This is a genomic window from Branchiibius hedensis (assembly GCF_900108585.1).
GTDB lineage: Bacteria > Actinomycetota > Actinomycetes > Actinomycetales > Dermatophilaceae > Branchiibius > Branchiibius hedensis.
Map to the genome: position 1 here is coordinate 2,384,907 of NZ_UESZ01000001.1, position 14,810 is coordinate 2,399,716.

The 14,810-nt window shown below is 68.9% G+C and carries 17 protein-coding genes; 3 read left to right on the plus strand and 14 right to left on the minus strand.

Annotated features, from left to right (window positions below; translation table 11 throughout):
- Positions 1-47 precede the first annotated feature (47 nt).
- The 5 genes from DR843_RS11520 to DR843_RS11540 form a co-directional block, all read right to left on the minus strand.
- Entirely contained in the window at positions 48-905 is an 858-nt protein-coding gene (locus DR843_RS11520; protein ID WP_109685977.1) for a hypothetical protein, read from the minus strand.
- Complete coding sequence (gene shbA / locus DR843_RS11525; RefSeq protein ID WP_172461493.1) at positions 902-1,576, minus strand: RNA polymerase sigma factor ShbA; 675 nt, start codon at positions 1,574-1,576, stop codon at positions 902-904. Before shbA ends, DR843_RS11520 begins: the two co-directional genes overlap by 4 nt.
- A 353-nt stretch (positions 1,577-1,929) precedes the next feature.
- On the minus strand, positions 1,930-3,543 hold the full coding sequence (groL, locus tag DR843_RS11530; RefSeq protein ID WP_109685979.1) for a chaperonin GroEL: 1,614 nt from the start codon (positions 3,541-3,543) through the stop codon (positions 1,930-1,932).
- 98 nt (positions 3,544-3,641) lie between these two features.
- Positions 3,642-3,935, minus strand: a complete 294-nt coding sequence (groES, locus tag DR843_RS11535) for a co-chaperone GroES (RefSeq protein WP_109685981.1) — start codon at positions 3,933-3,935, stop codon at positions 3,642-3,644.
- A 317-nt stretch (positions 3,936-4,252) separates the two neighbouring features.
- Positions 4,253-4,792 (minus strand): NAD(P)H-dependent oxidoreductase, encoded by a 540-nt coding sequence (locus tag DR843_RS11540; RefSeq protein WP_109685983.1) that lies wholly within the window; start codon positions 4,790-4,792, stop codon positions 4,253-4,255.
- Between the two features lie 98 nt (positions 4,793-4,890).
- Between DR843_RS11540 and DR843_RS11545 the strand changes: the two genes are divergently transcribed.
- Both DR843_RS11545 and DR843_RS11550 read left to right on the plus strand, forming a co-directional pair.
- Positions 4,891-5,490 carry a TetR/AcrR family transcriptional regulator gene (locus DR843_RS11545; RefSeq protein WP_245934102.1) on the plus strand — a complete coding sequence of 200 codons (600 nt, stop codon included), beginning with the start codon at positions 4,891-4,893 and terminating at the stop codon, positions 5,488-5,490.
- Position 5,491: 1 nt separating this feature from the next.
- On the plus strand, positions 5,492-6,139 hold the full coding sequence (locus DR843_RS11550; protein ID WP_109685985.1) for a hypothetical protein: 648 nt from the start codon (positions 5,492-5,494) through the stop codon (positions 6,137-6,139).
- Position 6,140: 1 nt separating this feature from the next.
- On the opposite strand, the gene DR843_RS11555 is transcribed toward DR843_RS11550, so the two are convergent.
- Positions 6,141-6,959 (minus strand): ribokinase, encoded by an 819-nt coding sequence (locus DR843_RS11555; protein WP_109685987.1) that lies wholly within the window; start codon positions 6,957-6,959, stop codon positions 6,141-6,143.
- Complete coding sequence (locus DR843_RS11560; protein WP_245934103.1) at positions 6,956-7,900, minus strand: nucleoside hydrolase; 945 nt, start codon at positions 7,898-7,900, stop codon at positions 6,956-6,958. Before DR843_RS11560 ends, DR843_RS11555 begins: the two co-directional genes overlap by 4 nt.
- Before the next feature lie 19 nt (positions 7,901-7,919).
- On the opposite strand from DR843_RS11560, the gene DR843_RS11565 reads away from it, so the two are divergent.
- On the plus strand, positions 7,920-9,146 hold the full coding sequence (locus DR843_RS11565) for a class I SAM-dependent methyltransferase (protein ID WP_109685991.1): 1,227 nt from the start codon (positions 7,920-7,922) through the stop codon (positions 9,144-9,146).
- Here DR843_RS11565 and tsaD read toward each other — a convergent pair whose 3' ends face one another.
- Genes tsaD through DR843_RS11600 form a run of 7 tightly spaced genes read right to left on the minus strand, consistent with a single transcriptional unit; the run spans position 9,147 to position 14,770 of the window.
- Positions 9,147-10,193 (minus strand): tRNA (adenosine(37)-N6)-threonylcarbamoyltransferase complex transferase subunit TsaD, encoded by a 1,047-nt coding sequence (tsaD, locus tag DR843_RS11570; protein ID WP_109685993.1) that lies wholly within the window; start codon positions 10,191-10,193, stop codon positions 9,147-9,149. It lies immediately after the preceding gene.
- Positions 10,190-10,630 carry a ribosomal protein S18-alanine N-acetyltransferase gene (gene rimI / locus DR843_RS11575; protein ID WP_342767183.1) on the minus strand — a complete coding sequence of 147 codons (441 nt, stop codon included), beginning with the start codon at positions 10,628-10,630 and terminating at the stop codon, positions 10,190-10,192. The genes tsaD and rimI overlap by 4 nt, the downstream gene beginning before the upstream one ends.
- The gene (gene tsaB, locus DR843_RS11580; protein WP_109685995.1) at positions 10,627-11,262 is read right to left on the minus strand and encodes a tRNA (adenosine(37)-N6)-threonylcarbamoyltransferase complex dimerization subunit type 1 TsaB; all 636 of its coding nucleotides are present in this window, start codon (positions 11,260-11,262) and stop codon (positions 10,627-10,629) included. Before tsaB ends, rimI begins: the two co-directional genes overlap by 4 nt.
- A gap of 9 nt (positions 11,263-11,271) precedes the next feature.
- Positions 11,272-11,742: a tRNA (adenosine(37)-N6)-threonylcarbamoyltransferase complex ATPase subunit type 1 TsaE gene (gene tsaE, locus DR843_RS11585; RefSeq protein WP_109685997.1), complete on the minus strand. Its 471-nt coding sequence runs from the start codon at positions 11,740-11,742 to the stop codon at positions 11,272-11,274.
- Positions 11,735-12,766 (minus strand): alpha/beta fold hydrolase, encoded by a 1,032-nt coding sequence (locus tag DR843_RS11590; protein ID WP_109685999.1) that lies wholly within the window; start codon positions 12,764-12,766, stop codon positions 11,735-11,737. The genes tsaE and DR843_RS11590 overlap by 8 nt, the downstream gene beginning before the upstream one ends.
- Complete coding sequence (alr, locus tag DR843_RS11595) at positions 12,763-13,911, minus strand: alanine racemase (protein ID WP_109686001.1); 1,149 nt, start codon at positions 13,909-13,911, stop codon at positions 12,763-12,765. The genes DR843_RS11590 and alr overlap by 4 nt, the downstream gene beginning before the upstream one ends.
- A 13-nt stretch (positions 13,912-13,924) precedes the next feature.
- Positions 13,925-14,770, minus strand: a complete 846-nt coding sequence (locus DR843_RS11600; RefSeq protein ID WP_109686003.1) for a transglutaminase domain-containing protein — start codon at positions 14,768-14,770, stop codon at positions 13,925-13,927.
- Positions 14,771-14,810: the final 40 nt, after the last annotated feature.

Sequence of the window (14,810 nt, forward strand, 5' to 3'; positions counted from 1 at the left end):
CGATCGCGGGAGTGCTCCGGGTCACAGCCCGTCGCGCGCATCACCGGTCAGCGAGACTTCTGCGCACCACTGGGGGTCGTCGTGGTGCTGAACACCGACGTACTGCTGGAGCTGGTAGCAGATGGGGCACTCGTCGAACTGGCCGAACTCGATGACGACGGTGACAACTTGGGTGTCGCGCTCGGCTCGGCCGGGTCGCTGGACGAGCTGCTCGAGCTGCTGGTGCTCGGGGCGGGCGACGACGTGCCGTATACGGGACCGCCGGTGCGGGTGGGTGACCCTGTGGACGTCGAGGTACCGGTCGGGGCGCCGGAGGATTTCGTCGGGCTCGGTGCCTTCGAGGTCGGCGCCGTCGAACTCGGCGTCGGTTGGGCGCTGCTGGACGACACCGGCGCGGGCGCCTTCGGCCGCGGGGCGGCCACGGGGACCCCGGGCAGGTGGGTGCGGGTGCTCGGCGGCACCAAGGAGGGAACGCGCGTGGCCTGGTCACGCGACGTACCTGAGGTGCGGGTCGGGTCGATGGTCCACGGAGTCGACGGATCGGTCGATCGCGGAGCGGCCGAGGACGGCGGCGGTCCGACGACGGCAGGGGCTCCCGACTCACCCCAGAAGCCCTGCGTGACCTGGCCCAGCTGGTGCAGCACGGGCAGTTTGGTGCCGGTCACCGCGGCCGCGACACCCCCGACGGACAGCGTGCCGAGCACGACGGTCGTCGTCAGCCCGATCCGCAGCGCGCGCGAGTGGCGGGCGTGCCGACCGGCCCGCGGGAGGGCGGTCGGATTGTCGATCTCGGCCGTCCACGAGGACAGCAGACCGGTCAGTTCATCGCCACGGACCCGCTCCCGGGCACCCAAAGCGTCCAGGAGTTGGTCGTCGTCGTGGATCTGGTCGAAGGACGGCGTCACAGGTCCGCCTCCTGTTGTTTGGCCAGCGTCTCGCGCAGCTTCGCCAGTGCCCGGTGCTGGGCGACGCGAACCGCGCCGGCGGACATCCCGAGTGAACTGGCGGTCTGCTCCGCGGTCAGGCCGACCGCGACCCGCAGGGTCAGGATCTCGCGCTGCTGCTCCGGCAGAGTGGACAGCAGATCCCACACCCGGACGGCTTCGTCGGCGCTGACGGCCCGCTCTTCGGGGCCGGGTGCCAGATCTTCGACCGCGGGGAACTCCTCGGTCGGGACGGGGTCCTTCATGGCGCCACGACGCACATCGGCCACCTTGTTGGCGGCGATGCGGTAGACGAACGCTTCGAAGGGCAGACCGCGATCGGTGTACCGGGGCAGCGCGACGAGCACAGCCACACACACCTCCTGCGCGACATCTGCCGCTACGTCGGTGGCTGCTGCGTATCTACCCAGTCGCGCACGCGCGTAGCGCAGCGACAGTTGATGCACAGCGGCCATCAGATCGTTGGTCGCGACGTCATCGCCTTGCCGGGCCTGCGTCACAAGATCACGCAGGGGGGTCTGCGCGTTCTCCGGTGATATCGCTGTAACCGGCGGAAACGTTACGGAGCTGGACGGTAGGTCACCTGCCGCCTCACCGGTCGAGCGTGGTTTGCGTAGCGGGCCGAGGCTCACTGCACCACTCCTTACCGACGATCGCTGACGTTTCGTTGATTGCTCAACCCATCAACCATAGGCATGTCGTCCCCCGCGCGAGCAACTCTGGGTGAACTCCGGTGCAAACACACAGCGGCGCGCCCGTCCCTGCCGCAGCAGTGACGGGCGCACCGGAGGGTTGGATCAGTGCTTTCTGAGGCACTCCTCACGCTCCACTACGGCCGCCGACTCGGCTAGCGCCTCGTCGACAACCTCCGTTTCACGCTTCGTCGTCGCCTCAGTGCCTTCTGAGGCACTCCTCACGCTCCACTACGGCCGCCGACTCGGCTAGCGCCTCGTCGACAACCTCCGTTTCACGCTTCGTCGTCGCCTCAGTGCCCGTGTCCGTGGCCGTGACCGGCCTCAGCCTCTTCCTCTTCGGGCTTGTCGACGACCAGCGTGTCCGTGGTCAGCACCATCGAGGCGATGGAGGCCGCGTTGAGAAGCGCGGACCGGGTCACCTTGACCGGGTCGATGACACCGGCACCCACCAGATCGCCGTACTCCCCGGTGGCGGCGTTGAGGCCGTTGCCGACGGGCAGCTCGCCCACCTTGGAGACGGCGACGTAGCCTTCCAGACCGGCGTTCTCGGCGATCCAGCGCAGCGGCTCGACGACCGCCTTGGCCACGATCGAGGCACCGGTGGCCTCGTCGCCTTCGAGCGCGAGGTTCTGCAACGCAGCGGCAGCGTGCACCAGGGCCGAACCGCCACCGGCGACGATGCCCTCCTCGATCGCGGCGCGGGTCGCGGAGACGGCGTCCTCGATGCGGTGCTTCTTCTCCTTCAGCTCCACCTCGGTGTGCGCGCCGACCTTGATCACGCAGACCCCGCCGGCCAGCTTGGCCAGGCGCTCCTGCAGCTTCTCGCGGTCCCAGTCGGAGTCGGTGCGCTCGATCTCGGACTTCAGCTCGGCCACGCGGCCGGTGACGTCCTCGGGCGCGCCCTGACCGTCGATGATCGTGGTGTTGTCCTTGGTCACCACCACGCGGCGGGCCTGACCCAGCACCTCCAGACCGACCTGGTCCAGCTTCAGACCGACCTCTTCGGCGACGACCTGGCCACCGGTGAGGATCGCGATGTCCTGCAGCATGGCCTTGCGGCGATCCCCGAAGCCCGGCGCCTTGACCGCGACCACGTTGAAGATGCCCCGGATCTTGTTGACGACCAGCGTGGACAGGGCCTCGCCGTCGACGTCCTCGGCGATGACGACCAGCGGCTTGCCGGACTGCGCGACCTTCTCCAGCAGCGGCAGCACGTCGGCGATCGCGGAGATCTTGCCCTGGTTGATCAGGATGTAGGCGTCCTCCAGGACGGCCTCCATGCGCTCGGGGTCGGTGACGAAGTAGGCGCTGATGTAGCCCTTGTCGAACTGCATACCCTCGGTGAAGTCCAGCTCGGTGGTCGCCGTCGCCGACTCCTCGATGGTGATGACACCGTCCTTGCCGACCTTGTCGAACGCGTCGGCGATCAGACCGCCGATGGTCGCGTCCTGGGCGGAAAGCCCTGCGACAGAGGCGACCTCGTCGCGGCCGTCGACCTCACGGGCGTTGGCCAGCAAGCGGTCGTTGACCGCAGCGACGGCCTTGTCGATGCCGCGCTTCAGGCCGGCGGGGGCTGCGCCCGCAGCGACGTTACGCAAGCCCTCCTTGACCATGGCCTGGGCGAGAACGGTCGCAGTCGTCGTACCGTCACCGGCCACGTCGTTGGTCTTGGTGGCCACTTCCTTGGCCAGCTGCGCGCCGAGGTTCTCGTAGGGGTCCTCGAGCTCGACCTCACGGGCGATGGTCACCCCGTCGTTGGTGATCGTGGGGGCGCCCCACTTCTTGTCGATGACGACGTTGCGGCCCTTGGGGCCGAGCGTCACCTTGACGGTGTTGGCGAGGGCGTCAACCCCGCGCTCCAGAGACTTGCGCGCCTCGTCGTTGAATTCCAGCGTCTTTGCCATTACAGATTCCTTTCGTCAACGCAGGCGCCCCGGCCGTGGCCCGTTGTGTCCGCGAGGGACTCTGGGCGCACGAGCCGGGGCGCTGCGTGTGAGGTTCGTCAGCCGACAACCGCGAGGACGTCGCGCGCGGACAGGATCAGCAGCTCCTCGCCGCCGTACTTGACCTCAGTGCCGCCGTACTTGGAGTAGATGACCTTGTCACCAACGGCGACGTCCAGCGGCACGCGCTGGCCCTTGTCGTCGATGCGGCCCGGGCCGATCGCCAGGACTTCGCCCTCCTGGGGCTTCTCCTTGGCGGTGTCCGGGATGACCAGACCGGACGCGGTGGTTTGCTCGGCCTCGACCGACTTGACCACGATGCGGTCTTCGAGCGGCTTGATGTTCACCGACACGGTGGGACCTTCCTCTTGGATTCGTTGCGTTTGAGGGTGCGTCCGCCTCGTGGTTTCCGCCGGTTTCGCGGGGCCGCCGTCGCGGGGGTCGACCCTGGTCTGCCGTTAGCACTGTCCGAGGCGGAGTGCTAACTCTGAATCTAGGCGCGCGTTGGCACTCATGCAAGCCGAGTGCCAACCCTTTCCCGTACGCCGAGAGCGAACCCCCGCACGCACGTCACTCGCGCGCGTTGTGCCGCCACCAGGGACCGCGACAGCACAACGCACCCCCACTCGGGCTGGTTATGCCGCAGGTGGGGGTGCGTCAGGCGTCAGATTCAGGCGGCGACGGGTGCTTCGGCCTCCACCAGCGCCAGCAGGGCCGCGGCGAAGCGGTCCTGGATCTCCGCGCTGAAGACGTCAACGTCGATCGCGGTCTGCGACACGATGGCGTCCTCCAGCACGTGCGCTCCGGCGATCTTGGCCGAGCGCGCGGCGTCCGCGTGCGACCACTTGCCGCCGAACGGCGTGGGGGTGGTGCCGACGACGGTGAACGGCTTGCCCACGATCGCGCCGGCGCCGTAGGGGCGGGACAACCAGTCGATGGCGTTGTTCAGGACGGCCGGCATCGTGCCGTTGTATTCCGGCGTGACCGCGAGCACGCGGTCCGCGGCAGCGACCTTGTCGCGCACTGCGGCAGCAGCCGCCGGCACGCTCGCCTCGGTGTCGATCTCCTCGTTGTAGAACGGCAGATCGGCCAGGCCGTCGACGATCACCAGGTCCACACCCTCGGGTGCGTTGTCGCGCAGGGTCTCGGCGAGGCGGCGGTTGACGGAGTCGGCGCGCAGGCTGCCGACGAGGACGGCGACGGTGGTCATGGGGGTTCTCCTAGAAAGTCTGAAATGGGGTACGCTGACGATTAAACGGACCGCGGTCCGCTTTGTCAATTGCCCTCAACCGTAGAGTGATCCACGTCATGTCCAAGCCGATGCCGTTGCCGTTGCCGGTGGCCTTCGGCGCGCCCACCGAACGTGCCGACGCAGCGCGCAACCGCGAAGCGCTGCTCTGCGCCGCCCGGCAGATCGTCGCCGCCGAAGGCATCGACGCCCTCACCATGGATCGCCTGGCCGCGTCGGCCGGTGTCGGCAAGGGCACCGTCTTTCGCCGGTTCGGCTCGCGCGAAGGCGTCATGGGCGCCCTGCTCAACGAGCACGCCCGGGCCTGGCAGGAGAGCGTCATCTCCGGCCCACCGCCGCTGGGCCCGGGAGCCGGTCCACGGGAGCGACTCATCGCGTTCGGTGCGTCGCTGTTCGAGCTGAACCGCAGCAGCACCGAGCTGATCGCCGCGGCCGGCGAATCGGTCCAACGCTCCTACGCCACAGAGAGTTTCATCGCCACTCACGTGCGCTACCTGCTGCGGTCAGCTGGCGTCACCGGCGATCTCACGCTGCTGGCCGTCGCCCTCATCGCGCCCCTCGACCGCCGGATCCTTGACCAACAGGTGCGGATCGAGCACATGGACCGCGACCGGATCCTCGCCGGCTGGGCCGACCTCGTCGACCGGATCCTGGCCTGAGGTGTTTCAGCTGATCCTGCCGGAGACCATGCCCGACGTCCTCGCTGCCGAGGGCAACCAGGAGGCACCCATCTCCGCGGACGCAGCCGCCACCCGCACCCGGGCTGACTACGGCCGCGTATCGCGCTGGGCACTGGGCCTGGTGGGCACCGCGGGCGCCACCTTCGCCATCCTGCTCACCGGAGCCGCCCTGGCCATGCTCGAGACCGGCGACCACGCCCCGGCCGCCGCGCCCTTCGCTCTGGTCGCGCTCGCGATCGGGATCCCTTGCACCTGGCTGCTTTTCGCGCTGCACCGCTCGGGTCGACGCCTGGCCCGGGCCGCCGGCTTCTGGGCCGACCTGCCCTACCGCGTCGGCCAGCGGACGCCCACCAACCGCGATTGGTTCGCGGCTCGGTACGTGAGTTGGGAAGCCGACCTCATGCTGCGGATGATCACCGTGGTGTTCGCCGCGCTGGGCGCGATCTTTGCGCTGTTCCTGACCGTTGGTGCCATCGTCCGGGCGGACCCAGCCTCGTTCGTGATCATGGCGGCGGCGGAGACGGTACTTCTCGCAGCCGTCTGCGCTGGACAGTTCGGCGGCGTCCAGCGGATCCAGAACGGCTACGTCTCACGCGATCCCGCCACCTTCGCGCGGCGACACCGTTGAGCTAGAGCGAGCCGTCGGGTTGCGCGCCCTGCCACGACACCGCCTGCGCGCCAGCGGCATTCGCCTCCCGCAACGCAGCCGCGTCGTCAAGACCCCGGGCCAACGCAGCGGCCAAGGCACCACAGAAGGTGTCGCCGGCGCCCGTGGAGTCCACCACCCGGCGTACGCCGATCCCCGCCTCCCGCGCCACCTCACCTGACCCGCGGGTCCAGGTGGCACCCTGCGACCCCAGGGTCGTCACGACCGACACGGGTCGCAGACCGGCGTCCTGCAGCTGCCCCGCCTCGGTCTCGTTGACCACCACGGGATCGGCCAGCGCGATCACGTCAGCTGGCAGATCGGCGTACGGCGCGAGATTGAGCACGACTCGCGCACCGGCTGCGTGAGCGGCGCGAGCAGCGGATGCCACCACCTCGAGCGACACTTCAAGGGAGCACAGCAGCACGTCGCTGGCGGTCAATCCGGAAGGCGCCGAGGCTGATTCGTTGGCTCCCGGGATCACGATGATGGAGTTCTCACCGTCGTCGGAGACGGTGATCAGCGCCGTGCCGGTGGGCTGATCACCGGCCCGCGCGATCTGGGTTCTCAGGCCGGCGTCGGTGAGCCGGGCCAGATAGGCCGTGCCGAGGTCGTCGTCGCCCACGCAACCGACCATCACCACCTCCACTCCCGCACGGGCCGCCGCCATGGCCTGGTTGCCGCCCTTCCCGCCGGCGAAGCGACCGGCGGAACGACCCATGATGGTCTCCCCCGGCGCCGGATGGTGCGGCACCCGGGTCACCAGGTCGACGTTGAGGGCGCCGAGCACGTAGACGGTCATCGCAGGGTTTCCAGCCAGAGGTTCGCGTACCGCGCGGCGTCGACCTCCAGCGCCACCTCGATGCGCGGGGCGGGGCCGTGCGGGTCGTGGCTCATGTCGCCGTCCCAGTCGCGGCGGTCGACGATCGTGCGACCCCGCGACCAGGACCCACCGAGTTCGACGCGCATCGGCAACTCACGAGTCGTCAGCCCCGCCGGGTCGATGACCGCGCAGACGGCTCCGGCGTCACCGATGGTCGCGGCGGCACTGCCGAACCGGTCGCACTGGAAGGTGATCAAGGCACCACCCAGACGTGCCGCCTCAGACGAGGTCAGTGCCGCTGCCTGCTCCCGGCTCACCACGGGCGCGTAGAAGACGTCGAGGCCGTACATCGTGACGGCGATGCCGAGTTCCGCTGTTGCGGCGAGGACGATGGCGGCCGCCTCCGGGTCGTGGAAGACGTTGAATTCCGCTGAAGCAGTGGCATTTCCGACATCCGCAGCGCCGCCCATGAAGACGATGCGTTCGATCTTCGGCGCCACCTGTGGGTAGCTGCGCAACAGCAAGGCGATGTTGGTCATCGGCGCCAGCGGGATCAGCGTGATCCGCTCCGGCGAGGCCAGCAAGGTGTCGCGCAACAGCTCCACCGCGTGTCGCGGATCGGCCCTGCGCGCGGCCGGCGGCCAACCCAAGTCACCCATCCCGTCGTCGCCGTGCACGTGCCGCGCGTCGACGGGAGCCTCCAGCAGCGGCCGATCGGCGCCGCGGGCCACCGGGACGTCGTCGCGGCCCGCCGCATGAAGCGCGATCAGCGTGTTGCGCACGACGTCGTCAACGGGCGCGTTCCCGCCGACACAACTGACGGCGCGCAGGTCCAGCGCAGGGTGTCGGCCGGCGAGCAACAGCGCGCACGCATCATCGACACCCGTATCGACGTCCAGGATCACCGGAATGCCACTCACATGAGCCAAACTAGCGACCATGGACGCCGAACTCGTCGCCCGCCTCGCGACCGGCGAAGGGTGGGGTCTGTTGCAATCGCTGCCGCCGTACGACGAGCACGCGGCGATCGCTCTCGGCTCCCGGTTGCGGGCGGACGGCTTCGATCCCGATCTGGTGGCGGCCGCACTGACCCAGTCCCGGTTGCGGTCGCGCGCGGTCGCGAAGTTCGGCGACGCCGCCCAACAAATGCTGTTCACGGCCGACGGCGTGGAGCAGGCCACCCGGGCGAGGATCGCCGCGCTGCACGCGTCCCGGTTCGCCGACGCCGGCGTGGAGACGGTCTTCGACCTGGGTTGCGGGATCGGCGCCGACGCCATCGCCCTGGCCGAGGCCGGACTGCAGGTGCACGCCGTCGACGCCGACGAGGCGACCGCTGCGGTGGCAGCGGTGAATCTGCGCCCGTGGCAGCGGGTCTCGGTTCAACAGGCCCGCGCCGAGGACGTCGTGATGCCCTCCGGGGAAGCGGCCCGTGGCGTCGGAGCGTGGCTTGACCCAGCCCGCCGGACACCGGGGGTCACCGACGCGAAGGGGCGCACTCGGCGTACGTTCTCGCTCGAGGAGTTGGCACCGAGGTGGGATTTCGTGCTCGACGTTGCCCACCGGTTACCCGCTGTCGGCGCCAAGCTCAGCCCGTCGATGCCGCACGGATCAGTCCCGAATGATGCTGCAGCGGAGTGGGTTTCCTACCGTGGCGAAGTCCTGGAGTGCGCCGTGTGGTGGGGCTCGTTGGCGCCGGTCAAGGGTCGCAGCGCCGTCGTGGTGCTGGACGAGCACGCGCCGGAGCGCATCACCGAGGCCGACGCAGCCGACGCGACGACTGAAACGGCGAACCTCGATCAGGTGCATGGCTTCCTCTACGAGGCAGATCGCGCCGTGATCCGAGCGGGCTTGACCGGAGCGCTGATCAATGCGGTCGACGGCCGTGAGCTAGCACCGGGCCTGGGCTACGTCGTATCGGCCAAACAGCGCTTCGTGCCGTGGGCCAAGAGGTACGCCGTGCGCGAGGCAATCCCGTTCAACGTCAAGGCTCTTCGCGCCCGGCTACGCGACGAACAGATCGGCAACCTGACCATCAAGAAGAAGGGGGTGTCGCTGGATGCCGATGCGTTGCGCCGACAGCTGCGGCTGAGCGGGTCGCGGTCCGGCACCATCGCCATCACCCGGGTCAGCGGCGTCCAAGCGGTCCTGCTGCTCGCCGACGAGTAGCTACATCTGGACTTGTTCGACCGGCAAGGACGAGTCGGTGCCCAGATCCAGCGCCGATGGCGGCAGCCCGCGCTGCACGATCTGCGATCCCAGCGCCGCGACCATCGCCCCGTTGTCGGTGCACAGCCGGATCCGCGGCACCCGAAGCTCGATTCCTGCTGCCGCACAACGCTCTTCGGCCATTGCCCGCAACCAGCGGTTCGCGGTGACCCCGCCACCGATCTGCAGGTTGCGGATGCCGTACTCCTGGCACGCGTCGATCGCTTTGCGGGTCAGCACGTCGGCCACCGCTTCACTGAACGACGCCGCGATGTCCGGCAGGTTCAGCTGGGCTCCGTCGCGCTGCTGCTCCTGCACGTAACGCACGACTGCGGTCTTCAGCCCCGAGAAGGAGAAGTCGTAGCGGTGCCGCTCCAGGTCCTTGCGTGCGGTCAGCCCCCGCGGGAAGGCAATGGCCGTGGGTGAGCCGTCCACCGCGAGACGGTCGATTTCAGGTCCGCCCGGGTACGGCAGGCCCAGCACCCGCGCAACCTTGTCGAAGGCTTCCCCTGCTGCGTCATCGATGGTCCGACCCAATGCGGTGATGTCGGTGGCGATGTCGTTGACCAGCAGGAGGTCGGTGTGACCACCCGACACCAACAGGGCCACGGTCGGCGAGGGCAACGGACCGTGGTCCAGCACATCCGCGCACACATGGGCCGCAAGGTGATTCACGCCGTAGAGCGGCTTGTCCAACGCCCACGCGACGGCCTTCGCCGCCGCGACTCCGACCATCAGCGCGCCGGCCAGGCCCGGTCCCGAGGTCACCGCGACCGCGTCGACGTCGGACAGCGCGTGCCCCGCTTCGGCCGCAGCGCGCGACATCATCGGGATCATCGCTTCCAGATGCGCCCGGCTCGCGACCTCCGGCACCACGCCACCAAAACGCGCGTGCAGGTCGACGCTGGAAGCGACCGCGTCGGTGAGCAGGGTGTTGCCGCGCACGAACGCGACTCCCGTTTCGTCGCAGGAGGATTCGATCCCCAGCACCAGAGGTTCAGTGGTCACATCAACCGCCGCAGGATCAACGCGTCGATGTCACCGGGCTGGTAGTAGCGCCGCCGCACCTGGATCTGCTCGAAGCCGAACTTCTCGTACAGCGCGATCGCCGGAGCGTTGTCCGCTCGCACCTCCAACAGCACGGCTTCCGAACCCGCCGCCTGCGCCAGCAGCCACTCCATCAACGAGCGCCCGAGCCCCGTCCCCTGATGCGTGGGCGCCACCGCAATCGTCATCACGTCGGCTACGTCGCCGCCGTGGTCCAGCCCGGCGTACCCGACGATCTCCTCGTCGTCGGTCGCCACGACGTACCGCCGCCTCGGCCGACCAGCCAGTTCCCGCCACCAGGTCGCCTGGCTCCACGCCCACGGCCCGAAGAGTTCCTTCTCCAGCACGTCCAACGCCGCCAGATCCGGCCACTGCATGTCCCGCAGTTCGACGCTCACGTCAGCACCGACTTCACGCCTGTCGCCGGCTTGGCGTCCGGCTGGCGCAGGTAGAGCGGGCGCACCTCATCCAACGGCTCCCCCGCCGCCTGCCGCCGGACCACCTCGGTCGCCAACCAGCCGGCGTCCACGTCCAGTGGCTCGATGCCCACGGGCAGGTCGTCGGGGTAGAGCAACGGCCCACGACCCGCCGTCGGCAATCGGCGTACGTCGATCGGCAGCTCCCCGGGCAGGCTCACCGAAGGCGCGGATCGGCGTACGCCCTGTGAGTACACGGCCCAGTAGACCTCTTTGCGCCGCGCGTCGGTGGCCACAGCGAACTCATCCAGCGGTACGCCCGCAGCCAGCGCGTCCAGACTGCACAGACCCACGACCGGGATCCCGAGTGCATGACCCAGAGTCATGGCCGTCATCACGCCCACTCGCAGACCGGTGTAGGGACCCGGCCCCACGCCCACTGCGACCTGGGTCAACTCCGACTTGGGGATGCCCGCCATCACCTCGTCGATGACCGGCATCAGGATCTCGGCGTGCCGCCGGGCATCGATCACCGAGTGCGATGCCACGACCCGGCTGCCGTCGTGCACGGCAGCGGTGACCGCGTTCGTCGCGGTGTCGAGGGCGAGCAGCACCCGACAAGGTTAACGAGGTAGCGCAGAAACCAACGATTCGAAGCGCTCGCCGACGGGCACGGCCCGCACCTGGCGCGACTCGTCCGGCGACGCGGTCAGGTAGATGTCGAGCCGTGCCGACGACAGGCCCTCAGCCATCCCGGCACCCCACTCGATCACGGTGACCGCTTCGTCCAACGACGCGTCGAGATCCAGATCGTCCAGAGCGGCGGCGTCCCCGCCCAGCCGGTAGGCGTCCACGTGCACCAGCGATGGACCGCCGGTGACCGAGGGGTGCGTCCGCGCCAGCACGAACGTCGGCGAGGTGATCGGCCCGCGCACCCCGAGCCCCTCGGCCAACGACCGGGTCAGCGTCGTTTTGCCCGCGCCCAGCTCACCGTGCAGCAACACCAGATCGCCCGCCCGCAGCAGCGAACCCAGGGTCCGCCCCCACTCGGCGGTGGCATCGGGAGAAGCCAATCGCGTGCGGTACTCAGCCATCGATCAGCGACAACAGCTGCTCGTTGACGATCTGCGGCTGCTCCAACGGCAGCATGTGCCCGGCGTGCTCGACGATGACCAGGTCTGAGTACGGCAGAGCCTTGGCCAGCAGCCGGGCGTGCTCGACCGGGATGACCTTGTCGCCGACACCGTGCATGACAACCGCCGGGGTTTTGCCGTAGGCCAGAAGCCCTACTGCCGCATCGTGTTTCAGCAACGACGGCATCAACCCGGCGACCACGGTCAGGCGAGTGCGAGCAATCATGTCGGAGGTCAACGCGATGACCTCCGGCGTGGTTTCGCCGCCGAACGCCAGCTGATTGACGATCAGCCGCTCCACATCCCGGCCGGTGTGGCGGGTCCAGTCAACCCAATCCTGCCGCTGCGCAAGGCTGTTCAACGCACCGGGAGCAACCGAGTTGACGACTCCGCCGAACCGGCCGAGCCCCCAGTTCACGACCTGCGACAGGTCACCGGTGCTGGTGCTGATGAACGCGGCGCGGCTGACCCGTTCTTTGACCAGATCCGGATTGGTCTCCCCCAGCACCATCATCGACATTCCGCCCATGGAATGGCCGACCAGCGTCAGCTCCCCGCCACCGTCGGTTGCTTCGACGACCGCGCGTAGGTCGTTCGCGGTGGTCGCGACCGAGTAGGAGCTGGGCTCACCCTCTGCGGACCGGCCGTGCCCGCGCTGATCCCACAGGACAACGCGGTATCCCTTGTCCCGCAGCGCTCTTCGCTGCTTGACCCACACCTGGAGATTCTGGGTGAAGCCATGGCTGAGCAGCACCGTGTGCTCGGTGGCGTCCGGGTTGTCGACCTCGACGTGCAGGGGCACACCGTCATCGGCGACGACGACCCGCTCATCGTCGGCCGGGACCACGAATCGCGTCAGGTCCACGCCGTCGAGTTCCGCTCGGTGTTCTCGGCGCACCCGGTCGATGGCGTAGCCGCCGGCCGCCGCCGCTCCCGCGACCAGCGCACCCACGCCGATTCCGACGCCCCGCGTCAACGCACTCATGATTGCCCCCGATACAGCCGCGGGAGCCGGGCGCTCATCCGGCCGACGATCTCATACGAGATGGTCCCGGCCGCATCCGCCCAGTCCTGCGCGGTCGGTTCACCGCTGTCGCCCGACCCGAACAGCACCACCCGGTCCCCCTCGGCCACCGGCAAATCCCCCACAGCGACCACGAATTGGTCCATGCACACCCGGCCGCTGACGGTGAACCGGTGGCCGCCGACCTGCACCGGCCCCTTACTGGACGCGGCCCGCGGAACCCCGTCCGAGTAGCCGATCGGCACGTCGATGAGCGTGGTCTCGCGGTCGGTCACGTAGGTGTGCCCGTAGCTGACGCCCTGCCCCGCCGGAACCCGTTTGGCGATCGTCACGTTCGCATCGACGGTCATCGCGGGGATCAGGTCGAAGTCACCGGACGTGCCGATGTCGGGCACGGGGCTCAAACCGTAGAGCGCGATGCCCGGGCGCACCATGTCCCACGCCACGTTGCTGCCAGTCAGGGTGGCCGCGGAGTTGGCCATGTGGCGCACCCGCAGATCCAGGCCGGTCTGCTCGGCGTCCTGCACCGCCTGCGCGAACGCCTCCTGTTGCGCGAGCACACTCGGGTGCTGCGGGGAGTCGGCGAAGATGAAGTGGGTCATGACGCCGGCGACGTCGATTACGCCCTCGGCCTGCAGTTTCGCCGCGGCCGTGAGCAGTTCGGGCCACTGCGGACCGTAGGCACCATTGCGGGCCAGGCCGGTGTCGACCTTCAGATGCACGGTGGCCGGCTTCCCGGCCCGGCGAGCGGCGTCGGCGACCGCCTCGATCTCCCAGACGTGAGGTACGGCGACCTGCACGTCCGCGGCGACCGCCGCGTCGAAGTCGGTGCCGGGAGCGTGCAACCAGGACAGCACCGGTGCCGTGACACCCGCTTCCCGCAACTGCAGGGCTTCGCGTAACTGCGCCACGCCGAGCCAGGTGGCACCGCCCTCGAGCGCGGCGTTCGCGACCGGGATCAGGCCGTGTCCGTAGGCGTCTCCCTTGACGACGGCCATCAGTTCGGCGTCGCCGGCACGGCGTTTGAGCACACCGGCGTTGTGCCGGATGGCATCAAGATCGACGGTGATCCGCGCGGTCGCGTCCCCGGAAGGCTGGTCAGTCATAGCGGTTTCAGTGTTACACGGGCTCCTGCGCCGTGACGGTCATCAACTGGAGCCAGGGCGCGCCGTACGTCGTGATGAGGGCCACATCGGCGGCGTCCCGGCCGACGCCGATCAGCACCCGACCCTTGCGGCGGGCGTTGTGCCGCGGGTCGAAGGTCCACCAGCGGTCGCCGAGGTAGACCTCGACCCAGGCGTGGAAATCCATCGGGGTCGGCAGCGGCGGCACGTCCATGTCCGGCAGGTAGCCGTGGGCGTAGCGGGCCGGGATGTTCAGCGCGCGGCACATCGTGATCATCAGGTGCGCGAAGTCGCGGCACACGCCACGTCCGGTCAGGAACGCGTCCGTGGAGGTACTGGTGAACGTCGTCGAGCCGGTCGTGTACGCCAGATAGTTCCAGACCCAGTCGCAGATCGCGGCAACCCGGCCGTAGCCCGGTTCCATGCCGCCGAAGAGCTTCCACGCCTGACCGGACAGCACATCGTTGTGGCAGAAGCGGCTGGCCAAGGTGTAGACCAGCGTGTCGTCGGGCAGGTCGGTCGGCGGGATCTCCGGCGCACTTTCGTCGGCAGCGTCCAGCTCGTCGGGAACTTCGGCGCGGACGCTGTAACTGACGGTGGAGACGCCCTGCGGCATGGTAAACCGCTGGATCTGGTTGCCGAACGCGTCCTGGTAGGGGTGGATCTCGATCTGCGGCTCGAGGGTCCACTTCTCGTCCTTGAAGATGATGCCCGGGTTGCGTCGACCCGCGGGGTCGCCACCGTCCGTGGGCACCGCCGGCACCACGTGCAGCAGCGCAGCAGTCGGCCACGCCGCCTGATGGCGGAAGGTGCAGCCAAGATCAAGTTGACGAGTTCCCACGTAGTACTTCCCCTGATGGTGACGAGATACCGACGACGCC